General features: G+C 68.0%; 18 protein-coding genes. 13 read left to right on the plus strand and 5 right to left on the minus strand.

The window, feature by feature from the left end; genetic code table 11:
• On the plus strand, positions 1-578 hold a 578-nt coding region (locus tag Q0480_RS05510; protein ID WP_299131373.1), incomplete at its 5' end, for a DJ-1/PfpI family protein.
• A gap of 22 nt (positions 579-600) precedes the next feature.
• On the opposite strand, the gene bhcR is transcribed toward Q0480_RS05510, so the two are convergent.
• Positions 601-1,422 carry an HTH-type transcriptional regulator BhcR gene (bhcR, locus tag Q0480_RS05515; protein WP_299131374.1) on the minus strand — a complete coding sequence of 274 codons (822 nt, stop codon included), beginning with the start codon at positions 1,420-1,422 and terminating at the stop codon, positions 601-603.
• 267 nt (positions 1,423-1,689) lie between these two features.
• Between bhcR and bhcA the strand changes: the two genes are divergently transcribed.
• The 6 genes from bhcA to Q0480_RS05545 all read left to right on the plus strand — a co-directional run bounded on the left by bhcA (position 1,690) and on the right by Q0480_RS05545 (position 9,717).
• On the plus strand, positions 1,690-2,877 hold the full coding sequence (bhcA, locus tag Q0480_RS05520) for an L-aspartate--glyoxylate aminotransferase BhcA (RefSeq protein ID WP_299131376.1): 1,188 nt from the start codon (positions 1,690-1,692) through the stop codon (positions 2,875-2,877).
• A gap of 2 nt (positions 2,878-2,879) precedes the next feature.
• Positions 2,880-3,854, plus strand: a complete 975-nt coding sequence (gene bhcB, locus Q0480_RS05525; RefSeq protein ID WP_299131377.1) for a beta-hydroxyaspartate dehydratase BhcB — start codon at positions 2,880-2,882, stop codon at positions 3,852-3,854.
• Positions 3,855-3,864: 10 nt separating this feature from the next.
• Positions 3,865-5,028, plus strand: a complete 1,164-nt coding sequence (gene bhcC / locus Q0480_RS05530) for a 3-hydroxy-D-aspartate aldolase BhcC (protein WP_299131378.1) — start codon at positions 3,865-3,867, stop codon at positions 5,026-5,028.
• 310 nt (positions 5,029-5,338) lie between these two features.
• Positions 5,339-6,310: an iminosuccinate reductase BhcD gene (bhcD, locus tag Q0480_RS05535; RefSeq protein WP_299131379.1), complete on the plus strand. Its 972-nt coding sequence runs from the start codon at positions 5,339-5,341 to the stop codon at positions 6,308-6,310.
• A gap of 214 nt (positions 6,311-6,524) precedes the next feature.
• Entirely contained in the window at positions 6,525-8,468 is a 1,944-nt protein-coding gene (gene acs, locus Q0480_RS05540) for an acetate--CoA ligase (protein ID WP_299131380.1), read from the plus strand.
• Positions 8,469-9,237: 769 nt separating this feature from the next.
• Positions 9,238-9,717: an SET domain-containing protein gene (locus Q0480_RS05545; protein WP_299131381.1), complete on the plus strand. Its 480-nt coding sequence runs from the start codon at positions 9,238-9,240 to the stop codon at positions 9,715-9,717.
• 177 nt (positions 9,718-9,894) lie between these two features.
• Here the strand turns inward: Q0480_RS05545 and Q0480_RS05550 are convergent, their stop codons facing one another.
• Both Q0480_RS05550 and Q0480_RS05555 read right to left on the minus strand, forming a co-directional pair.
• A complete protein-coding gene (locus tag Q0480_RS05550; RefSeq protein WP_299131383.1) occupies positions 9,895-10,317 on the minus strand; it encodes a response regulator in 423 nt (140 codons plus the stop codon).
• On the minus strand, positions 10,307-11,932 hold the full coding sequence (locus Q0480_RS05555; RefSeq protein ID WP_299131385.1) for an ATP-binding protein: 1,626 nt from the start codon (positions 11,930-11,932) through the stop codon (positions 10,307-10,309). Before Q0480_RS05555 ends, Q0480_RS05550 begins: the two co-directional genes overlap by 11 nt.
• Before the next feature lie 284 nt (positions 11,933-12,216).
• Between Q0480_RS05555 and Q0480_RS05560 the strand changes: the two genes are divergently transcribed.
• Together Q0480_RS05560 and Q0480_RS05565 are read left to right on the plus strand one after the other, a co-directional pair.
• Positions 12,217-12,543 (plus strand): I78 family peptidase inhibitor, encoded by a 327-nt coding sequence (locus Q0480_RS05560; protein WP_299131386.1) that lies wholly within the window; start codon positions 12,217-12,219, stop codon positions 12,541-12,543.
• 204 nt (positions 12,544-12,747) lie between these two features.
• A complete protein-coding gene (locus Q0480_RS05565; RefSeq protein ID WP_299131387.1) occupies positions 12,748-14,391 on the plus strand; it encodes a DNA polymerase Y family protein in 1,644 nt (547 codons plus the stop codon).
• A gap of 159 nt (positions 14,392-14,550) precedes the next feature.
• Here Q0480_RS05565 and Q0480_RS05570 read toward each other — a convergent pair whose 3' ends face one another.
• Positions 14,551-14,745 carry a hypothetical protein gene (locus tag Q0480_RS05570; RefSeq protein ID WP_299131388.1) on the minus strand — a complete coding sequence of 65 codons (195 nt, stop codon included), beginning with the start codon at positions 14,743-14,745 and terminating at the stop codon, positions 14,551-14,553.
• A 154-nt stretch (positions 14,746-14,899) separates the two neighbouring features.
• Between Q0480_RS05570 and Q0480_RS05575 the strand changes: the two genes are divergently transcribed.
• The 3 genes from Q0480_RS05575 to uppS all read left to right on the plus strand — a co-directional run bounded on the left by Q0480_RS05575 (position 14,900) and on the right by uppS (position 19,832).
• A complete protein-coding gene (locus Q0480_RS05575) occupies positions 14,900-17,731 on the plus strand; it encodes an error-prone DNA polymerase (RefSeq protein WP_299131389.1) in 2,832 nt (943 codons plus the stop codon).
• A 90-nt stretch (positions 17,732-17,821) separates the two neighbouring features.
• Positions 17,822-18,937 (plus strand): glycosyltransferase, encoded by a 1,116-nt coding sequence (locus Q0480_RS05580; protein ID WP_299131390.1) that lies wholly within the window; start codon positions 17,822-17,824, stop codon positions 18,935-18,937.
• Positions 18,938-19,079: 142 nt separating this feature from the next.
• The gene (uppS, locus tag Q0480_RS05585) at positions 19,080-19,832 is read left to right on the plus strand and encodes a polyprenyl diphosphate synthase (protein WP_299131391.1); all 753 of its coding nucleotides are present in this window, start codon (positions 19,080-19,082) and stop codon (positions 19,830-19,832) included.
• A 9-nt stretch (positions 19,833-19,841) separates the two neighbouring features.
• On the opposite strand, the gene Q0480_RS05590 is transcribed toward uppS, so the two are convergent.
• Positions 19,842-20,276 carry a PACE efflux transporter gene (locus Q0480_RS05590; RefSeq protein WP_299131393.1) on the minus strand — a complete coding sequence of 145 codons (435 nt, stop codon included), beginning with the start codon at positions 20,274-20,276 and terminating at the stop codon, positions 19,842-19,844.
• Positions 20,277-20,376: 100 nt separating this feature from the next.
• On the opposite strand from Q0480_RS05590, the gene Q0480_RS05595 reads away from it, so the two are divergent.
• Positions 20,377-21,276, plus strand: coding sequence for a LysR family transcriptional regulator (locus Q0480_RS05595; protein ID WP_299131395.1), 900 nt, complete (start codon positions 20,377-20,379; stop codon positions 21,274-21,276).
• The last annotated feature ends 376 nt before the right edge of the window (positions 21,277-21,652 follow it).

Here is a 21,652-nt window from a genome sequence, read left to right on the forward strand (position 1 = left end):
CTCACGTCGTCTCCAAGGCACTGGATCCGGTGGTGAGCGACCGCGGCCTCGCGGTCTTGCCGACCTGCACGTTCGAGACCTGCCCACCGCTGGATCTGATCTGCGTCCCGGGGGGTGCCGGCGTCGTGGAGACCCTCGCCGACGGCGAAACGATCGGCTTCATCCGCCGGCAGGGCTGCCGCGCGACCTATGTCACCTCCGTTTGCATGGGAGCTTTCCTCCTCGGGGCAGCGGGGCTGCTGAACGGACGTCGCGCCACCACGCACTGGGCCTACGTCGATCTCCTGCCCTTGGTCGGCGCCAGTCACCAGAAGGCGCGGGTCGTGCGCGACGGCAACGTCATCACTGCCGGCGGCGTCACCTCGGGGATCGATTTCGCATTCTTCGTCGTCGCGGAACTCGCCGGACCGGAGGTCGCTCGCGCCATCCAACTCGGGATAGAGTACGATCCCGCGCCGCCGTTCGACAGCGGTCACCCCGACAAGGCATCGGCGGAAGCCACGTCATTGATGCTCCGTCGCAACGAGGCGGCCCGCGCCGGCGTGAGGCGAGGACTTGAGAGGTGGACCTCGATCTGACCCGCGCACGCCTTCCCGGCCCCTACCCCGCCCGTCCCCCGATCGCCTCGGTGATCCGGTCGGCCGCCGCCCGCACCCGCGTCCCGAAGCCCCGGCCCCGCTCCCGATCCATCCGCACCACCGGCCCGGAGATCGACACCCCCGCCACCGCCTCGCGGAACTCGTTGAAGATCGGGGCCGCGATGCACCGCATCCCCTCGGTTCGCTCCTCGTCGTCGACCGCCCAGCCCCGCGCCCGGATCTCCGCCATCTCCGCCGCCAGCCGTGTCGTGTCGGTGATCGTCCGCGCCGTGAACGCGGCCAGGCCCTGCTCGCGGACGATCCGCGCCACCGCCGCCGCCGGCAGGTAGGCGAGCAAGGCCTTCCCGATTCCGCTCGCATGGATCGGCCCCCGCGTGCCCGGCCGGAAGAACGCCCGGATCGGCTCGTGCGTCTCCACCTGGCTCAGGAACACCACCTGCCCCCCGTCCGCGATCGCGAGGTTCGCCGTCTCGCCCGTCTCCGCCATCAGCGCCCGCATCACCACCCGCGCCTGTTCCACCAGGCTCGTCCGCCCGAGGAACGCGCTCCCGATGCGGAACGCCGCCTGCCCGACGAACCACAGCTGCGTCGCCGGCTGCACCTCGACCATCCCCCGCGCCTCGAGCGTCGAGAGCACCCGGTAGACCGTCGCCGGCGCCTGCCCCGACGCCTCGGCGAGCTCGGTCAGGCTCATCCCCTCGCCCTCGGCCAGTACCTCGAGGATGCCGATCGCCCGGTCGAGCGCCTGCACCGTCGTCTGCTCCGGCTTCGCATTGAACGCCTTCGGCCGTCCCCGCGTCCGCTTTTCCGCCGCCTCGCTCACCCCGCCCTCCCGATCACCACCAACACCCGCCCGCAGGTCCTGCTCCGCCGCCGCGCCGCAGCTGCAGACGATGCCATCGCCACCGTCGACTTTCCCACCGCGATCGGTCCGATCAGCGCAAGTTTCAACCCCGCCCCCCTGAAAAACGAAACAGCGTGCGATTCCATTAAGTTGAATAATTAACGCCAGACATGAAAAAACATTTCAAAAAAATTGGCGATTCGCCACCCTCCTGCTAGACCTTCGCCACAAGCGGAGGAAACGCCCATGTCCAGCCAGAACCCGGTCTTCATCCCCGGCCCGACCAACATCCCCGAGCGGCTGCGTCACGCCTGCAACCAGCCGACGATCGACCATCGTTCGGCGAGCTTCGCCGCGATCTTCGCGCCGCTCTTCCCCGGGGTGAAGAAGGTCCTGAAGACGGAAAAGGGCGAGGTCATCCTCTTCCCCGCCACCGGCACCGCCGGCTGGGAAGCCGCCATCTCCAACACCCTGTCGCCCGGCGACAAGGTCCTCGCCTGCCGGCACGGCATGTTCTCCCACAAGTGGATCGACATGTGCCAGCGCCACGGCCTCGACGTCCACCAGCTCACCGCGCCGTGGGGCGCCGGCGCCCCCGCCGCCGAGTTCCAGGCCGCGCTCGAAGCCGACAAGGGCCACGCGATCAAGGCCGTCCTCGTCACCCACAACGAGACCGCGACCGGCGTCCGCTCCGACGTCGCCGCCGTCCGCCGCGCGATGGACGCCGCGAAGCACCCCGCCCTCCTCCTCGTCGATGGCGTCTCCTCCATCGGCTCGATGGACTTCCGCATGGACGAGTGGGGCATCGACGTCGCCGTCACCGGCAGCCAGAAGGGCTTCATGCTCCCCGCCGGCCTCGCCATCGTCGGCGTCAGCCCGAAGGCGCTGGCGGCGATGGAAACCGCCAAGCTCCCGCGCTGCTTCCTCGACTTCCGCGACATGCTCACCCTCAACCCCAAGGGCGGCTTCCCCTACACGCCCCCCGTCCAGCTTCTCTTCGGCCTCGGCGAGTCGCTGAAGATGATCGAGGAGGAGGGCCTCGAGAACGTCTTCGCCCGCCACCACCGCCTCGCCGAGGGCGTCCGCCGCGCCGTCGCCGCATGGGGCTTCTCGCTCTGCGCCAAATCGCCGGACCTCTACTCCGAGACGGTCAGCGCCGTCATGATGCCGGAGGGCTTCGATGGCACGAAGCTCGTCGTCCACGCCGCGGACAAGTACGGCGTCGCCTTCGGCGTCGGCCTTGGCGACGTCGCCGGCAAGCTCTTCCGCATCGGCCACCTCGGCTCCTTGACCGACGTCATGGCCCTCTCCGGCATCGCCTGCGCCGAAATGGCGATGGCCGACCTCGGCCTCTCCATCCGCCTCGGCTCTGGCGTCGCCGCCGCTCAGGACTACTATCGGGGCACCGTCCCCGCGATGCAGAAGGCCGCCTGACCATGAATGTCGCCGCCGCCGAGGATCTCTATATTCCTACCTACGACGACGTGCTGGCCGCGCACGAGCGCATCCGGCCCTGGATCCACAAGACCCCGATCCTGACCTCGCGCTTCATCAACGAACTCGCCGGCTGCGAGATGTTCTTCAAGTGCGAGAACCTGCAGAAGGCCGGCGCCTTCAAGGTGCGCGGCGCCTCCAACGCGGTCTTCGGCCTATCGGAGGAGAAGGCGAAGAAGGGCGTCGCCACCCATTCCTCCGGCAACCACGCCCTCTCGCTCTCCTACGCCGCCGGCCGCCGCGGCATCCCCTGCCACGTCGTCATGCCCCGCACCGCACCGCAGGCGAAGAAGGACGCCGTCCGCGGCTACGGCGGCATCATCACCGAGTGCGAGCCCTCGACCTCCTCCCGCGAGGAGACTTTCGCGAAAGTGCAGGCCGAGACGGGCGCCGATTTCGTCCACCCCTACAATGACGAGCGCGTCATCGCCGGGCAGGGGACCTGCGCCAAGGAGATCGTCGAGGAACTCGGCCCCCTCGACGCCATCGTCGCCCCCATCGGCGGCGGCGGCATGATTTCCGGCACCTGCCTCACCCTCTCCAACATCGCGCCGCGGACGAAGATCTACGCCGCCGAGCCGGAGCAGGCCGACGACGCCTACCAGTCGCTCAAGCAGGGCCGGATCATCGCCTACGACGCGCCGAAGACCGTGGCCGACGGCCTCCTCGTGCCGCTCAAGGAGCGCACGTGGCATTTCGTCAGCCGCTACGTGACGGACGTCCTCCTCGCCTCCGACGAGGAGATCATCGAGGCGATGAAGCTGATCTGGAAGCGGATGAAGATCGTGATGGAGCCGTCCAGCGCCGTGCCGCTCGCCACCATCCTGAAGAACCGAGACATCTTCGCCGGCCAGCGCGTCGGCGTCGTCATCACCGGCGGCAATGTCGATCTCGACAAGCTGCCCTGGAACAATTGAGGGGAACGCCATGACCAAGCACGACAGCATCGAAGGCCTCGAGGTCGGCTACGACATCCCGGCCGCCATCGGCATGGACGAGAGCGAGATCCAGACCCCCTGCCTGATCCTCGACCTCGACGCGCTGGAGCGCAACGTGAAGAAGATGGGCGACTATGCCAGGGCGCACGGGATGCGCCACCGCAGCCACGGCAAGATGCACAAGTCCGTCGATGTGCAGAAGCTGCAGGAATCGCTCGGCGGCGCCGTCGGCGTCTGCTGCCAGAAGGTCTCCGAGGCGGAAGTCTTCGCCCGCGGCGGCATCAAGGACATTCTCGTCTCGAATCAGGTCCGCGACCCCGCCAAGATCGACCGCCTCGCCCGCCTGCCGAAATATGGCGCCCGCATCCTCGTCTGCGTCGATGACGTCGCGAACGTCGCTGACCTCTCGGCCGCCGCCCAGAAGCACGGCACCAGTCTCGAATGTTTCGTCGAGATCGACTGCGGCGCCGGCCGCTGCGGCGTGAAGACCACCGAGGCCGTCGTCGAGATCGCCAGGGCCATCGACGCCGCCCCGGGCCTGAAATTCACCGGCATCCAGGCCTATCAGGGCGCCATGCAGCATCTCGACAGCTATGAGGCGCGCAAGGAAAAGCTCGACGCCGCCATCGCGCAGGTGAAGGACGCCGTGGACGCCCTGACCGCCATCGGGCTCAAGCCCGAACTCGTCTCCGGCGGTGGCACCGGCAGCTACTATTTCGAGAGCGGCTCGGGCGTCTACAACGAGCTCCAGTGCGGCAGTTACGCCTTCATGGACGCCGACTACGGCCGCATCCATGACAAGGATGGCAAGCGCATCGATCAGGGGGAATGGGAGAACGCGCTCTTCATCCTGACCAGCGTCATGTCCCACGCGAAGTCCAACCTCGCCGTGGTAGACGCCGGCCTCAAGGCGCAGTCGGTGGACTCAGGGCTTCCCTTCGTCTTCGGCCGCGCGGACGTCAAATACGTCAAATGCTCCGACGAGCACGGCGTTGTCGACGACCCGGACGGCGTCCTGAAGATCAACGAGAAGCTCCGCCTCGTCCCCGGCCACTGCGACCCGACCTGCAACGTCCACGACTGGTATGTCGGCGTGCGAGGCGGCAAGGTCGAGACCCTCTGGCCCGTCTCGGCCCGCGGCAAGGCCTATTGACGAAGGGGTGGGTAAATCACCCACCCTACCCCCGCGCGCCCGGCCCGCCCGCCGGGCGCAACCCCCAGGCTTTCATACGGCCTTGAAACCTGGAGAGCAGTCGTTTTTCCGCCAACAGGCGGAAAAACCAGCAAAGAAACAATGCGCGCACCTGCGCGCTCTCCTTCGCGGCAACGGCCGCGTCCCCCGCCTGCCGAATGTGGTTGCCGCACGGTTAACGCCGAAAGATAAACCTAGAGAAATCAACGAACTAACCTTCCGCGCACGCGTGCGCAGAAGGCCCGCCGCACGCCCCGAGGAGCCTCGCGCCATGATCGTCGTCCCCGAAGCCGCCTGCCCGTCGCTCCTCTCCCTCGACGATGCCTTCGCCCCGGTCGAGGCGGTCTTCGCCGCGATGACCCGCGGCGACGCGACGAACTTCCCCGTCGTCCGCGAGGCCCTCGGCGGCGCTGAGGAAGCCCTCTACGGCTTCAAGGGCGGTTACGACCGCGCCGGCGCCACCCTCGGCCTCAAGGCCGGCGGCTACTGGCCCCACAACCTCGCCCGCCGACAGCTCACCAACCACCAGTCGACAGTCTTCCTTTTCGACCCCGAGACCGGTCGCCCGACGGCGATGGTCGGGGGCAACTACCTGACCGCCGCCCGCACCGCCGCCGCCTCCGCGGTCTCGATCAAGCATCTCGCGCGGCCCGATGCGCGCGTCCTCGGCATGGTCGGCGCCGGCCACCAGGCGGCGTTCCAGCTCCGCGCCGCCCTCCGCCAGCGCCCGTTCGAGCGCGTCGTCGGCTGGAACCGCGACCCCGACCGGCTCTCGCGCCTCGCCGAGGTCGCGGCCGAAGCCGGCCTCCCCTTCGAGGCGGTCTCCCTCGACCGCCTCGGCGCCGAGGCCGACGTCATCGTCACCATCGCCTCGTCCTTCGCCCCGATTCTCGCCGCCGCGCAGGTCAGGCCCGGCACCCACCTCGCCTGCATGGGTACCGACACGAAAGGCAAGCAGGAGGTCGATTCCACCCTCCTCGCCCGCGCCACCGTCTTCACCGACGAGATCGCCCAGTCCGTCACCATCGGCGAGGCCCAGCACGCCGTCGCCGCCGGCCTGATCCGCGCCGCCGACATCACCCCCCTCGGCGCCGTCATCAACGGCACCCACCCCGGCCGCGCCTCGCCGGACCAGATCACCCTCTTCGACGGCACCGGCGTCGGCCTCCAGGACCTCGCCGTCGCCGCCCGCGTCGTCGCGCTCGCGAAGGCGGCGGGCCTGGCCGCCGAGGTCGCCTTCTGATTCCCGGCCTCCGATCGTCCGGACCATCGTAGCGCTTGCCCGGATCGCCCCGGGGGGCCCTATGCGAAAGAAAGTTGCGACGGCGTGGTGTCAGGGGGACGATCTGGCATGGGCAAAGCGCGCGGAGGATAGTAGGATCGCTCCGCTCGCCCGACAGCTCGCTCACCCCGCGCCGGTTCGGGCCCAGAAAACGAACGTGGAGTGGGAGACGCCAATGTCTGATCAGATGCACTATCCGCCGCAGGAGGCCGTGGCCCGAGCTCGGGTCAATGCCGCGCAGTACGAGGAGATGTACAAGGCCTCGTACAGCGATCCCGACGGTTTCTGGGGCGCGCAAGGGCTGCGCCTTGACTGGATCGAACCCTACTCCAAGGTCAAGAACAGCTCGTTCGACTATCACAACGTCTCGATCAAATGGTTCGAGGACGGCAAGCTGAACGTCGCGGCCAATTGCATCGACCGCCATCTCGCCACGCGCGGGGATCAGACCGCGATCATCTGGGAAAGCGACGATCCGAATCTCGCCGAACATATCACCTATGCCGAGCTGCATCGCCAGGTGTCGAAATTCGCCAATGTGCTGAAGAATCTCGGCGTCGGGAAGGGCGACCGCGTCGTGCTCTATCTGCCGATGATCCCGCAAGCGGCCTATGCGATGCTGGCCTGCGCCCGGATCGGCGCCATCCATTCCGTGGTCTTCGCCGGCTTCTCGGCCGAGGCCCTGCGTAGCCGGGTCGAGGATTCGGGGGCCCGGATCGTCGTCACCGCCGACGAGGCGCCGCGCGGCGGCCGCAACACGCCGCTCAAGGCCAATGCCGACAAGGCGCTGGCCGGTCTCGCCGACGTGAAGCAACTCGTCGTGCGCCGCACCGGCGGGGCCGTCGCCTGGGATCCCGCGACCGACATCTGGCTGGACGAGGCGATGGAAGCCGTCGCCAACGACTGTCCGCCCGAGCCGATGGCGGCCGAGGATCCACTCTTCATCCTCTATACCTCGGGTTCGACCGGCCAGCCTAAGGGCGTCGTCCACAGCTCGGGCGGCTATCTCACCTATGCCTCGATCACCCACGAGTATGTCTTCGACTATCACGACGGGGACGTCTACTGGTGCACGGCCGACGTTGGCTGGGTCACCGGTCACAGCTACATCCTCTACGGTCCGCTTGCGAACGGCGCGACGACCGTGATGTTCGAGGGTGTGCCGACCTATCCAGACGCCGGCCGCTTCTGGAAGGTCTGCGAGAAGCACAAGGTCAATATATTCTACACCGCGCCGACGGCGATTCGCGCCCTGATGGGCCAGGGTCGCAAGTTCGTCGATCAGTATGACCTTTCCTCGCTGCGCGTGCTCGGCTCGGTGGGCGAGCCGATCAATCCCGAGGCCTGGAACTGGTACAACGAAGTCGTCGGCAAGGGCAAATGCCCGATCGTCGATACCTGGTGGCAGACCGAGACCGGCGGCATCCTGATCACGCCGCTGCCGGGCGCGATCCCGACCAAGCCTGGCTCGGCGACCAAACCCTTCTTCGGCGTTCAGCCGGTGGTGCTCGAGCCCGCGAGCGGGGCCGAGATCACCGAGGTCGAATGCGAGGGCGTGCTCTGCATCGGCGACAGCTGGCCCGGTCAGATGCGGACCATCTTCGGCGACCATCAGCGGTTCGTCGATACCTACTTCAGCCAGTACAAGGGCTACTACTTCTCCGGCGACGGATGCCGCCGCGACAAGGATGGCTACTACTGGATCACCGGCCGCGTCGATGACGTGATCAACGTGTCCGGCCATCGGATGGGCACCGCCGAGGTCGAGAGCGCGCTCGTCGCGCATGCCAAGGTGGCCGAGGCCGCCGTCGTCGGTTATCCGCATTCGATCAAGGGCCAGGGCATCTATGCCTATGTCACCCTGAACGTCGGCGAGGAATATACCGAGGAGTTGCGCAAGGAACTCGTTCAGTGGGTGCGCAAGGAGATCGGTCCGATCGCCTCGCCGGACCTCATCCAGTGGGCGACGGGTCTGCCCAAGACCCGCTCCGGCAAGATCATGCGCCGCATCCTCCGCAAGATCGCCGAGAACGACTATGGCGCGCTCGGTGATACCTCGACGCTGGCCGATCCGACGGTGGTCGATGACCTGATCGACAACCGGATGAACAAGAGCTGATCGTTTCGGCCGGCCGATAAGGCGGCCAGGACGATCAGGAGGGACCGAGCGGGTCCCGCGTTCACGCGTTCGCCTCCAACCCGGTTGGTTGGGGGCGAGCCGCGCTCCCTGCGAGCGACAGCGCCGCGGCCGGCCGAACTGGCCGGGCTTGGCGGCGGAATCACTCCTCCACGCCGTGAGGTGACCTGGTTGCCTTCATCCAGGGCGATCGACGGACAGGGGTCCTTCTGGCCGAGCCGGAGGCGCCGGCCGCTGCGATCCGAATGAAGCGACAAAAGACGCAAGAGCGATGGCCCGCCGGGACTCCCGGCGGGCCATCGTCATTCAGGGCGGGGCATACTCGCGGCTGGCGTTGTTCGAAGCGGCCAGATGCTCCGCGCCCGGGTGTCCGGGCGACCTGACCAGTCGCGAAATTGGGCGGCATTTCGGCGTCCTGCGAGTGGGTCCGATTTTTTTGTATGATTGTTCCTACTTTTTGCCTGCAATCGACGTCATTCAGAGCAGATGCCCCGAGAATTTGCACGAATCAGCGGCATTCTGGTCGTATTCCACTCGAATGCGTCTCCCTCATGCACGTGATGCGTGTATTTTGGTTGCTTTTTTCGCAAAACGTGTTAACTGATCGTTAAGCAAAATAATATCTTTGTACTTCACATGGTCTCTCAGAGTTCCAATGTGGAGTTAACCGAGTATCAACAGTGTAGATAAGGCACATGGAGAGACTCTACGCTAGCTTCGGTGTGTGGTGTTGGCATGAAGGAAGTCAAGATTGGGTTGGAAAGTAGACGTTGAATTCAAGACGAGCTCTGTACATGGCATGGGAGTATTTGCTCGCCGTACAATTAAGGCGGGAACCCGGATTTGGCAGTACGACAGTTCGATGCAGGTTTGCGACTCGAAAACGTTGCCAAAACTTCCGGCGCACGAGATCACGTACGCCCTTCATGCCGGCTACCTGCATGAGCCATCGGGAAAGTTTCTGTACTATACTGATGGAATGCAGTTCCTGAATCACGGCGGCGGTGAAAAAGCGAATGTGGGGCTCAACTACTGGCCCAATCGGCTCCGCGATGACCATCTCATCGCCCTGAGAGACATTCATCCAGGCGAGGAGCTTCGCGAGGATTACACCTTCTGTTTGGAAGGCGGCCTCGGGCCAGACCACTGGATGCGCCCGCTGTACTTGCGATACTGCCCTTCGCACTATGATTTTCTTCTCGGGCTGGAGCGGCCGATGGTGGCGGCGTAAGGCGACTCCCGTGGAATGGCTCGTCCTTGGGTTGAAAAAGTGTGATTAGTTAAGCCAGATCACCCAGACCCGCCGGCGCGACGATTCGGCCGTCGCGCGGCGGATAGGGCGACGCGACCGCCGGTGATCCGAGAGGGGAACGGGGAGCGGGGAGGAAATGTAGCGAAGCTCGCGCCGTCACGGGGCGAGGTGGCGCCGGACGGTCGAGACCAGTTCCTCCATGGCGACCGGCTTCGCCAGCACGTCCGAGAAGCCGGCGCTCACGCAGGCGGCCCGAACCGCCGGCTCGACATTCGCGGTGACGGCGACGATCGCCGGGATCGTCCCGGCGCACCGTCGACGGATTTCGCCGGCCGCGGCGAACCCGTCGAGCCGCGGCATCTGCAGGTCCATCAGGATCAGTCCCGGCCGGTGCCGCATGGTCATCTCGACGCCCTCGATCCCGTCGGCGGCGACCAGCGGCTCCCAGCCGTGCTTGCGCAGCATCGCCCGCAGGATCATGGAATTCACCTGATTGTCCTCGACGATCAGGATGGTGGCGCGGTTGCTCGTCGGCGAGACGCCGGCCCTGTCGTCCGATTGACGCGAATCAGGCAGCATCCCGCGTCCTCTGCGGTATCGCTCCGACGTCGAGTTCCACCACCAGCGAGAAGACCGAGCCGACGCCGACCTCGCTCTCGACCGTGATGCGGCCGCCCATCATCCCTGCGAGCTCCCGGCTGATCGCCAGGCCGAGCCCGGTCCCTTCCTTCGATCGCGTCGAGGAGCCGTCGACCTGATAGAAGCGATCGAAGATCTTGTCGAACATGGCCTTTGGAATACCGGGACCGGTATCCTCGACGCGAACGGTGATTTCCGCGCGGGTGTCGGCGCGTGACGTCGTCGCGCGCAGATCGACGCCGCCGCGGTCGGTGAATTTCACCGCGTTGCCGAGCAGGTTGGTGACGATCTGCCGGAAGGCGCGCTCGTCGCCGAGCACCGTCAACCCGTCGAGCGCGCGCCAGTCCGCCTCGAAGCCGATCCGCCGCTTCGTCGCCGCGAGTCGCATCATGTCGACCAGATCCTTCAGCACCGCGGCCGGCTGGAACGGCTCGACGATGAGATGGCGGCTGCCGATCTCGATCCGGCTGAGATCGAGCAGGTCCGAGATCAGCGACATCTGCGTATTGGCCGAGCTGAACAGGATGCCGAGCAGCTCGCGCTGCTCGTTGTCGAGATCGGTGGTCTGGAGAAGCTGCGCGACCCCGAGGATGCCGTTCATCGGCGTGCGCAGCTCGTGGCTGACATTCGACAGGAACTCGGTCTTGCTGCGGTCCGCGACGGTCGCGTCCACCAGCGCCTGTTCGAGCCGCCGCGCCGAGCGCACGGCGTAACGCGAACTGATGGCGCTGATCAGTGTCACGATCGTCAGCGCGAAGCCGAGGGGCAGAGCGACGCGACGCAGAATGCTGGCTCCCGGCCGAGGCGGCGCCCAGGCGAGATATCCGATCGTCTGGTTGTTCAGATCGACCAGCGCGACGCTTGCCTCGCCCGCCGCCGGGGCGTCCGTGAGGTGCAACTTGTCCGCGAGCGTGTTCTCACGCAGCTGCTCCAGATCGTCACTCAGCCGCTGGCCGTGGATCTGGCGCGGCAGCGACTTGGCCGAGGCGCCGGAGGGGAACTTCTCGACCGGGCGCACATAGGAAACCGCGAAATACCACGGCTCGCCGTTCAGCATCCCGAAGCGCGTTCGCGTCTCGGTCGTGGCGACATCGCCGTCATCCGGGAGCGCCAGCAGGGCTTGGAGCATGTCCGGGGGCAGCAGGCCCGTTTCGCCCTCGGGCGGTGAGTTTTCAGTCCAGCCGTAGGCGGGTCCATGCCCCGGCATATCGATGGTGACGAGATCGAAGGTGCGGATATCCGTGACGCTGACCCCGATGTTCTCGTAGAGCCAGACGCGGTCGTTCTCGACCACGGCGTCGAAGCCCTCGTCCCAGATCGAATAATCCCGCACCAGCGTCAGCGCGCGCGTGCGCAGCGACGTGAGGCCGGCCGAGACGAGGTTCTCCGAGGAGACCCGTGCGAGCTTGTTGTGTTCGGACGATACCCAGAGCACGCTCGCCAACACGACGAGCAGCAGCAGCGCGACGCCGCCCACGTGAAAGGCGACCAGCCGACGGGAGAGACTGAGGGGCCCGCCGCCCTCCGCGGATCCTCTGGGCGTTACTCGCAACAACCGCCTTCCTCCGTGAAGCCCGCGACCCAAGCGCGAGGAACCTGGCTGCCAAAGCTGTGTTCCTGCAACCAAAGCACGTATGGTTCGTGTGTACCAGTCGGACCGCGCGCAAGAACCTTGCGCTGCCCCGGGGCACGACTGTATTACCACGGGTTGTCTCAGTAAACAGATCTTCTCTCTGTGCGAGTGGTTCGGCGCATGCCCGCGACTCGGCGCATGGACCGCCCTTGCCTCCGGCGCGGGGGCGTGATTGCTTGCGGGCAAACAGGCAGAGGAGAGCCCAGATGTCCCGTCCGATCCATTTCGCCGGCCTCGCGCTGGCCGTCGTGCTGGCCCTCGGCGCCTGCGACAAGCTGAAGTCGGCGGGCGAGACGGTGGAGGGTGACGCGAAGGCGGTCGAGACCAAGGTCGTCGATGGTGACGGGGCCTGCGGCGCCCCCGCGCACCAGAATCTGGTGGGAACCGGCGCCGGGGCGCTCGATCCCGGTGCGCTGCCCGCCGGCACCCGCGTCATCTTTCCGGGCATGCCGGTGACCATGGACTACCGCGCCGAGCGGATGAATGTCGAGATCGGCGCCGGCGACAAGGTCGCCCGCGTCTTCTGCGGCTGATCCTTCCGTTCTCGCAGGGTGGGCGACTCGCCCACCCGTCCCGGTCCGACGCCCTCCCCGCGGGAACCGTCCCGCCCGGAGGGCGTTTGTCCGTCGTGCAAGGTTCGCTCCTCAGGACAAACCCGAATTCACCCGGTGGACCACGACTCGACTCCTGTCGAGCCACGACTAGGATGTGAACATAACGGGAACATCCGAATCGCCATGCCGCCGCGCCGTATCCTTTCCCTGTGGTTTCCCCGCCTCGCGGCGGAGCGGATCCTGCGCCGGGCGCCGGAGCTGGCGGACCAGCCGCTGGGGACCGTGGCCGATCGGCGGGGATCGCTCGTGCTCGCCAGTCTCACCCGGGCGGCGGAGCGGCGGGGACTCCGCCTCGGCATGGCGCTGGGCGATGCCGGGGCGATCTGCCCGGGTCTCGTCACCCGTCCGGACGATCCGGTCAGGGAGGCGGACTTTCTCGGCACGCTGCGACGCTGGGCGGGGCGCTTCAGCCCTTGGGTGGCGGTGGAGGGCGCGGACGCGCTGGTGCTCGACATCACCGGCTGCGCCCATCTCTTCGGCGGCGAGGAAGGGCTGGCGGCGGTGGTCGCGACCGAGGCGGCGGATCTCGGCCTCAGCCTCCGCCTCGGGCTGGCCGACACGGTCGGCGCCGCCTGGGCGGTCGCCCGCTACGCCGGCGCGGGCGTGACGCCCGTCTATACGGGCGATGCCATCGATCAGGAGGCCCGTGCCACCCGCTCCCGGGCCCGGAAGCGCGGATGGGAGCGCGGCGGCGCGCCACCCCTCGCGCCAGGGATGGGCGGCGGCGCCCTCCGGATCGTGCCGCCGGGACAGGCGCGCGCCCATCTCGGCCCGCTGCCGGTGGCCGCCTTGCGGCTCTCCCCGCCGGAGGTGGGAATGCTGAATGACCTCGGCCTGCGCCGGATCGAGGACATGGCCGCGCTACCCCGGGCCCAACTCGGCCGCCGCGTTGGGCCGGACGTGCTGCGCCGGCTCGATCAGGCGTTCGGCCGGGCGCCGGAGCCGGTGTCGCCGGCGCGTCCGCCGCATGTCTTCGCGCTGCGCCTCACCCTGCCCGAGCCGATCGCGCTTGCCTCCGACGTGATGGCCGGCATCGACCGGCTGCTGGCGCCGCTCTGCGCGCGGCTTCTCGCGGCGGGACGGGGCGCGCGGCGGATCCGCCTGACGCTGATCCGGGTCGATCGCCGGGCCGAGCGGCGCGAGATCACGCTCGCCCGCGCCACCCAGCGCCCGGAACCGATTCGGCATCTGCTGGCGCCGGGCCTCGAGACCATAGACGCGGGCTTCGGGATCGAGGCGTTGCGGCTCGAGGCGGTGGCGGTGGAGCCGTTGGCCCCGTGCCAGCGCCGCGCGCCGCTCGCCGCCAGCGCCGCGCCCGAGGAGGAAGCCGAGGCGATGGTCGATCTCATCGGACGGCTTGGCGGCCGCCTCGGGCTCGGGGCCCTGACCCGGATCAGACCCGCCGAGAGCCATATCCCGGAAAAGAGCGCGGTCGTGATGCCCGCCGCCTTTTCCGAGCCGGCGCGGGCCTGGCCGCCGCCCGCGGCGCCGCGTCCGCTGCTGATCTTTCCGCCCGAACCGATCCGCCCCGGCGACGCCGGCGCGCCGCCCGAGAGCTTCGTCTGGCGCCGGCGGGCGCTTCGCCGCGGCGTCGCCTACGGGCCGGAACGCATCGCCCCGGAATGGTGGCTCGACGATCCGGCCTGGCGCTCCGGCGCGCGGGACTATTGGCGGGTCGAAACCACCGACGGCACCCGGCTCTGGCTGTTCGAGGCCAAGGGCGGGGAAATGCCCGCCGGCTGGTTTGCCCAAGGGCTGTTCGCGTGAGCGGCTTTTACATGAACCGGGGTCGACGCTCCGGGCCCCGAATCCGGGCGGCGGCACGAAAAGGAACGGCCCGGCGCATGGCCGAGTCGTTCCTGTCTCACAAGCGCGAGATCCGGCCCAGCGGAAGTCCGTGCAAGGGCCCGGTCTCTTCCGCGCGGATCAACTCACGTTTGGTCCGCGCATCAGCCGAATGGCCGCGCGCACCTTGCGCCACTGCGCCGCCGCGGCGGCGTCGCCCTTGGCTTCGCTGTCCTTCGCCTTCTGCGCCGCTTCGTATTCCGCCTTGTCGCCATGGGCCGAATAGAGCCGCTGGGCATAGTCGTCGATCTGGGTCGTGGTCTGGATCGAGGACATGGTTTCCTCCTTTTGTCGTTGTCGGACGGGCAGCCTAGCATGATTCGTCCGCGACAGTCAGCGCCGCCGCGTCCCGCATGTTAAACGCCGCGCGTCCCGCATGTTAAACGCCGCGCGTCCCGCACGATAAACGTCGCCGCACGGAACCCGTTCCATGGCCTTCGCCGAGCTCTGCGCCACCTCGAACTTCACCTTCCTCACCGGCGGCAGCCACCCGGGGGAATACGCCGTCCGGGCGACGGAATTCGGTCTGCCCGCCTTCGCCATCGCCGATCGCTGTTCGGTCGCCGGCCTCGCCCGGGCCCATGTCGCGGGGCGCGAGCTCGAACGCGCCGGCGGCCGCGCGGCGCGGCTCCTGCCCGCCGCGCGGCTCTGCCTCGTCGAGGGGTTGGAGATCACCGCGCTGCCCCGCGATCGCGTCGCCTGGGGCCGCCTCTGCCGCGTCCTGACGCGCGGCAAGCGCGCCGCGAAGAAGGGCGAATGCCTGCTTCGTCTCGCCGATCTGGAGGAAGGCCTCGGTTCGGATTTCGCGCTCCTCCTCCATCCGGGCCGGGGCGCCGATTGGTGCGATCTCGCCCGGCGGTTCGTCCGGGGCCAGCCGGAGGCGACGCTGGTCGCCGCGCCGCGCTACGACGGCCAGGACCGGGAGCGTTTCGCGCGCCTCGACCGGCTGGCCGCGGGGCTCGGCATCGGTCTCGTCGCCTCGGCCGAGCCGATCATGCACCATGGCGGCCGGCGGCGGCTGGTGGATGTGCTGACCTGCGTGCGGACCGGCCGGCGCATCGACGAACTCGGTTGCGCCGCGCAGGCCAATGCCGAGCGCCGGCTCAGGTCCGAATCCGAGATGCTCGGCCTCTTCGCCGGCTTCGAGGCGGCGGTGCATCGCTCGGGCGAGATCGCCGAAGCCTGCCGCTTCTCGCTGGGCGAACTCCGCTATGAATATCCTCGCGAAATCTGGGGCGGCGAAGAGCCCGGCATCCGCCTCGCCCGGCTGACCGAGGAAGGCCTCGCCGAGCGTTACCCCGCCGGCGCGTCCGAGCGGGTGACCGCGCAGGTCGCGAAGGAACTCGCCCTCATCGCCCGCAAGGGCTACGCGCCCTATTTCCTGACGGTGCACGAGGCGGTCACTTTCGCCCGCGGCGTCGGCATCCTCTGTCAGGGCCGGGGCTCCGCCGCCAATTCGATGGTCTGCTACGCGCTCGGTATCACCGAGGTCAGCCCGGAACTCGGCAGCGCCATGGTCTTCGAGCGCTTCGTTTCCGACGTCCGCGACGAGCCGCCCGACATCGACGTCGATTTCGAGCACGAGCGCCGCGAGGAGGTGATCCAGCATATCTACCAGCGCTACGGTCGCGAATCCGCCGGCCTGTGCGCCACGGTCATCCATTATCGCGGCAAGCGCGCGATCCGCGAGGTGGGCGCCGCCATGGGCCTCGGCCGCGACACGGTGGCGGCGCTCTCGAGCCAGATCTGGGGCTGGGGCGGTGGCGGCCTCTCCGAGGCGCGGCTGCGCGAACTCGGGCTCGACCCGACCGACCGGCGCCTGGCGCAGACGATGGGAATCGTCGACGAGCTCGTCGGCTTCCCGCGCCATCTCAGCCAGCATGTCGGCGGCTTCGTCATCGCCGAGGGGCGGCTCGACGAGCTCGTGCCGATCGAGAACGCGGCGATGGCCGAGCGCACCGTCATCTGCTGGGACAAGACCGACATCGACGCGCTCGGCATCCTCAAGGTCGATGTGCTGGGGCTCGGCATGCTCACCTGCATCCGCAAGGCGCTCAGGCTGATCGCCGATCATGGCGGCCCGCGCCACACGCTGGCGAGCCTGCCGAAGGAGGATCCGGCGGTCTATGACATGCTCTGCGAGGCCGACGCGATCGGCGTGTTCCAGGTCGAGAGCCGGGCGCAACTCTCGTTCCTGCCCCGGATGCGGCCCCGCGAGTTCTACGACCTCGTGATCGAGGTGGCGATCGTGCGCCCCGGTCCGATCCAGGGCGGCATGGTCCACCCCTACCTCCGCCGCCGGCGGGATCAGGAAGAACCCGACTATCCGTCCGACGCGCTGGGCGAGGTGCTGAAACGCACACTCGGCGTACCGCTCTTTCAGGAACAGGCGATGCGGATCGCCATCGTCGGCGCCGGTTTCGACCCGAACGAGGCGGATCAGCTCCGCCGCTCGCTCGCCACCTTCCGCCGGATGGGCACCATCGGCACCTTTCGCGAGCGCTTCCTCTCCGGCATGGCCAAGAACGGCTATCAGGCGGATTTCGCCGAACGCTGCTTTCGCCAGATCGAAGGCTTCGGCGAATACGGCTTTCCCGAGAGCCACGCCGCCAGCTTCGCCCTGCTCGTCTATGCCTCGGCCTGGATCAAGCGCCACCATCCGGCGGCCTTCACCTGCGCGCTGCTGAACGCGCAGCCGATGGGTTTCTACGCTCCGGCCCAGTTGGTGCGCGACGCGCGCGAGCACGGGGTCATCGTCCGTCCGGTCTGCGTCAATGCCAGCGGCTGGGACAATACGCTCGAACCCGATGGCCGGGGCGGGCTCGCGCTCCGGCTCGGCCTTCGCCAGATCAAGGGCGTCTCCGAGACCCAGGCAGGGATGCTGACCGAGGCGCGCGGCAACGGCTATCCGGACGTGGCCGCGGTCTGGCGCCGCGCCGGCGCGGTCCCACGCCTGCTGGCCACGCTGGCCGAAGCCGACGCCTTCGCCGGCCTCGGCCTCACCCGCCGCGAGGCGCTGTGGCAAGTCCGCGCCCTCGGCGCCGCGCCGCTTCCGCTCTTCGCCGGCCTCGAGGATGAAACCGGCGAGGCGCGCGAGGAGGCCGTGGCCCTGCCGGCGCTCCGCCTCGGCGAGGAGGTGGTCGCCGACTATTCCGCCCTGCGCCTGACGCTGCGGGCGCATCCGATGGCGCTGATCCGGCCCCGTCTCGATGGGCTGACCGCGAAATCGGGGAGAGACAGGGCGCGGCCGCGTGAAACGTGAACGAGAAGCCGCGCGAGACCTATCGCCTCGCGGCCGAAACTGAGCTATTGAACGAGAGACAACAAGAGGATGGGGACAAGCCCCGCGCCCATGAGCAGTTCTTTCGCGCAGACGAGTTGGCATATCATTGACGAAACCGCGCTGGCGGCCTTCGTATTGAGCCTCGTCTTGTGCCTCGCGCTGGTGCTGACCCAGCGCTGGCATGGTCGCTATACGCACGACCACCTGACCGGCCCGCAGAAGTTCCATCGCCACAAGGTTCCGCGCATCGGCGGGCTGGCGATCGGCATGACCTATGGCCTCGTCTCCTTCCTGCTGCCGCAGGACGTGCGGGTGATCTGGGTCTCGATCGGGCTCGCTGGTCTGCCCGCCCTCGTCGCAGGACTGGGTGAGGACCTGACCCGCGCGGTCGGGGTGAAGGGGCGGCTGTTCGCCACCATGGTCGCCGGCGTGATCTTCGCGCTGCTGACCGGCTATGTCATGGACAAGGTCGATCTTCCCGGCGTCGACTGGCTGCTCTCCTTCTATTTCATCGCGTTGCTCTTCACCGGCTTCTCGATGGGCGGCGTCGCCAATGCGATCAATATCATCGACGGGTTCAACGGCCTCGCGGCCGGCGCGTTGCTCATCATGTTCGGCGCTTTCGCATGGGTGGGGCTCCAGGTCGGCGACGCGCTGGTCTTCCAGCTGGCGCTGCTCTACGCCGCGCTTGTGCTCGGGTTCTTCGTGGTGAACTTTCCGATGGGCAAGATCTTTCTCGGGGACGGCGGCGCCTATTTCTGCGGCTTCCTGCTCGCCTCGCTCGGCGTGCTGCTGCCGGCGCGCAACCCGGAAGTCTCGGCCTGGGCGGCGATCCTGATCTGTGCCTATCCGGTGATCGAGACGCTGGCCTCGATGCGGCGCAAGTCCCGGCGCACCGGCCACAGCGTCGGCCAACCCGATCGCGTGCATTTTCACATGCTGGCTCACCGCCGCTATGCCCGGCGGATCGTGCGTCGCGGTCCCGCGCACCTGCGCAATCCGGCGACCAGCCTCGTCACCTGGCTGCTGCCGGTCATGACCACGGTTCTCGTGGCATTCAGCTATGACAACGCCGTGCTCAGTGCGATCTTCTTCTTCTGCACCGCCTATATCTACGGCCAGATCTATCGGGTCATGTCGCTCAATGCGCCAAATCTGCCGCTCGGCCTTGCCCGACTGCTCTGAGCCCCGCGCGCCGCGCCCCTTTCTACAACTTTTCGCGAGTGCAACTTTCCGCGAGCGGGGGCGTTTCACACACGTGGTCTCGTGCCTTGTCGCCACTGCGACGATATGCGCATAGTCACGCGTTCGGGTAGGTGTTTCGCAGATGCAGCATGCGCAGGACGGGACTTTCCAAGGCGGGACTTTCCACGTCGGGGTCATCATGGATGGCAACGGTCGCTGGGCCGAGGCGCGCGGTCTGAACCGGATCGCCGGACATGCCCGCGGTGCGCGGCGCGTCAGCGAACTGGTCGCGGCTTGTCCCGACCTCGGTGTGACCCACCTGACGCTCTACGCCTTCTCCACCGAAAACTGGCAACGCCCGCTCGCCGAGGTGGACGGGCTGATGCGCATCTTCCGAACCTACATCCTCGGGCGCATGGACGATCTGCGCGCGCATGACGTGAAGGTCCGGTTCCTCGGCATGCGGCATCGGGTGCCGGCGCATCTGCGCAAGCTCATGCGGCTGCTCGAGGAAAAGACAGAAGGCTGTCAGGGCCTCAGCCTGTCGATTGCGATCGACTACGGCGGCCGGGACGAGCTGACCCGGGCGGTCCGGACGATATCCGATCAGGTCGCCCGCGGCGATCTCGCCGCCGGTGCCATCTGCGAGCAGGTGTTGTCGCAGGCGCTCGATACCGGCGATCTGCCGGACCCGGATTTCATCATCCGCACCTCCGGCGAATGCCGCGTCTCCAATTTCCTGCTGTGGCAGAGCACCTACGCCGAGTATGACTTTCGTCGCACGGCCTGGCCGGACTTCACTGTCGCGGAATTTTCCGAGGCGATCGCCGGCTATCACCAGCGCCAGCGCCGCTTCGGCCGGATCACGCCGGCGCTGACCGCCGCCAAGACCTGACCGCCGGAGTCAGGCGGCGGAGGTCGGGAGGCCGAACAGGCGGTCGAACACCAGGTTGAACACGAAGGTGTAGACCAGGAAGAACATGATCAGCCCGAGGTCCAGCACAAAGGCCTCGATCAGAGAGATCCCGAGCCACAGGGCGAGCAGCGGCACCAGGACCATCACCAAGCCGAATTCGAACCCGACCGCGTGCAGGACGCGGCGGCCGATCCCGCGGCCCCGCCGCGTCTGGCGGCTTTCCCACCATTCGAAGCCGGTATTGTAGAGGAAGTTCCAGCTCATGGCGATCGCCGAGGCGATGATCGACAAGAGGCCGGCGTCCGTCGGCGCGACGCCGTAGACCAAGGCCATCGCCGTGGCGCTGAGCGCGATGGCGATCGCCTCATAGGCCGTCAAATAGACGATTCTGCGTTTCAGCCCCTGCATCGAAGTCAGTCCCAATCAACCATCGCGGCCGAGCCCGGCCGTTTCGCCTGTTTGATCGCTCAAATCCACTGATGTATAAAGTCAGGATCTGTCAGAAATTCTGAAAGATCGGCGGATGACCTTTACCAGCGACAACGTGGCGGTGTTTCTCGCCGTGCTCGATCACGGCTCGTTCTCCGCGGCGGCGCGGGCGCTGCGGCGGGTGCCTTCCGCGGTCAGCATGACGATCGCGCATCTCGAAGCCGAACTCGACCTGCGGCTGTTTGACCGGTCGGGGCGAGAGCCGAAGCCCACCGGGGCGGCGCGGGCGCTCGAGACCGACGCGCGGCGGCTGGCCGCGCGGCTGCGCGCGCTCGAGACGACCGCGCTCGCCTTGCACGCGGGGCTGGAACAGCGGTTGACGCTCGCCGTCGCGCCGGAACTGCTCTCCGCCAACTGGAGTACGCCGCTCGCCACGCTGGCGGCGGAATTCCCCTCGCTGGAGGTCGAGCTGCGCTCTGGCGCGCAAGCCGATCTCATGCGTCTGTTGGCGCTGGGCGAGGTCGATCTGGCGCTGGTCTTCGAGCGGGCGGAGCTCGACGATCGCGAGGCCTTTCAGGAATTCGGGCAGGAGCTGCTGATCGCCGTGATCGCGCCGACCCACCCGCTGGTCGCTGGCGCAGCGCCGCCGCGGATGGAGGATCTGATCTATGCCCGGCAGATCGCGGTGGCGAGCCGGGTCGGCGGCTCCGATCCCCGGCTCATCCTGTCCCGCGACGTCTGGCGCACGGACAGCCATCTCGCGACATTGAGCCTGGTGCGCGCCGGCCTGGGCTGGGCCTTCCTGCCGCGCGGCCTCGCCCGGCCACTGATCGCGAGCGGCGATCTCGTGGCGATCGCCTTCGACAATATCAGCAACGAGTTGCGACTCTGGGTTGATCTCGTCTGGCGCGCCGACCGCCCTCTCGGCCTCGGCGCCCGGCGCTATGTCGAACTCATCCGCGCCAGGGGCCAGATCCCGGGGCGACGAAACTAGACCGGAAGCCGATCCGGCGGAACACGGCGCGGAAGCACGTCGAAGACCACGGCCTGGCGCTGGCCGGCGCGGTTCATGGCCGAAGGCGTCGATGCCAGAGCTGGCTCCGCCTGAAAGCCGAGGCGTTCGGGTTTTGCCGGGCCGCGCCCCGCATGTGTCGCGCGGTTCCGGACATGTCGCGGCTGCCCCCGAGAGGGCAGCCGCTCTTCGTTCAGCCGTCAGTTGTTCGACGGCGCGGCGGGCGCGACCGGCTCAGGCGTCGCCGGAGCCGGCGTGGCGGGAGCGGGCGTGGCGGGTTCGGGCGCGCCGGGAGCGGGTGCGGCGGGCTCGGGCGCGGCGGCGGCCGGCGGCGGCGGCGGCTCCGGCGCGGCCGGGG

The sequence above is a fragment of the uncultured Amaricoccus sp. genome (assembly GCF_937891315.1).
Lineage (GTDB): Bacteria > Pseudomonadota > Alphaproteobacteria > Rhodobacterales > Rhodobacteraceae > Amaricoccus.

Bases quoted from the DNA above. Each gene is read 5' to 3' on its own strand.
- bhcB (WP_299131377.1), top strand. From the start codon at position 2,880: ATGAATGTCGCCGCCGCCGAGGATCTCTATATTCCTACCTACGACGAC.
- Q0480_RS05570 (WP_299131388.1), bottom strand. From the start codon at position 14,745: ATGTCCTCGATCCAGACCACGACCCAGATCGACGACTATGCCCAGCGG.
- bhcD (WP_299131379.1), top strand. From the start codon at position 5,339: ATGATCGTCGTCCCCGAAGCCGCCTGCCCGTCGCTCCTCTCCCTCGAC.
- bhcA (WP_299131376.1), top strand. From the start codon at position 1,690: ATGTCCAGCCAGAACCCGGTCTTCATCCCCGGCCCGACCAACATCCCC.
- Q0480_RS05565 (WP_299131387.1), top strand. From the start codon at position 12,748: ATGCCGCCGCGCCGTATCCTTTCCCTGTGGTTTCCCCGCCTCGCGGCG.
- Q0480_RS05580 (WP_299131390.1), top strand. From the start codon at position 17,822: ATGAGCAGTTCTTTCGCGCAGACGAGTTGGCATATCATTGACGAAACC.
- Q0480_RS05550 (WP_299131383.1), bottom strand. From the start codon at position 10,317: ATGCTGCCTGATTCGCGTCAATCGGACGACAGGGCCGGCGTCTCGCCG.
- acs (WP_299131380.1), top strand. From the start codon at position 6,525: ATGTCTGATCAGATGCACTATCCGCCGCAGGAGGCCGTGGCCCGAGCT.
- Q0480_RS05595 (WP_299131395.1), top strand. From the start codon at position 20,377: ATGACCTTTACCAGCGACAACGTGGCGGTGTTTCTCGCCGTGCTCGAT.
- uppS (WP_299131391.1), top strand. From the start codon at position 19,080: ATGCAGCATGCGCAGGACGGGACTTTCCAAGGCGGGACTTTCCACGTC.
- bhcC (WP_299131378.1), top strand. From the start codon at position 3,865: ATGACCAAGCACGACAGCATCGAAGGCCTCGAGGTCGGCTACGACATC.
- Q0480_RS05560 (WP_299131386.1), top strand. From the start codon at position 12,217: ATGTCCCGTCCGATCCATTTCGCCGGCCTCGCGCTGGCCGTCGTGCTG.
- Q0480_RS05575 (WP_299131389.1), top strand. From the start codon at position 14,900: ATGGCCTTCGCCGAGCTCTGCGCCACCTCGAACTTCACCTTCCTCACC.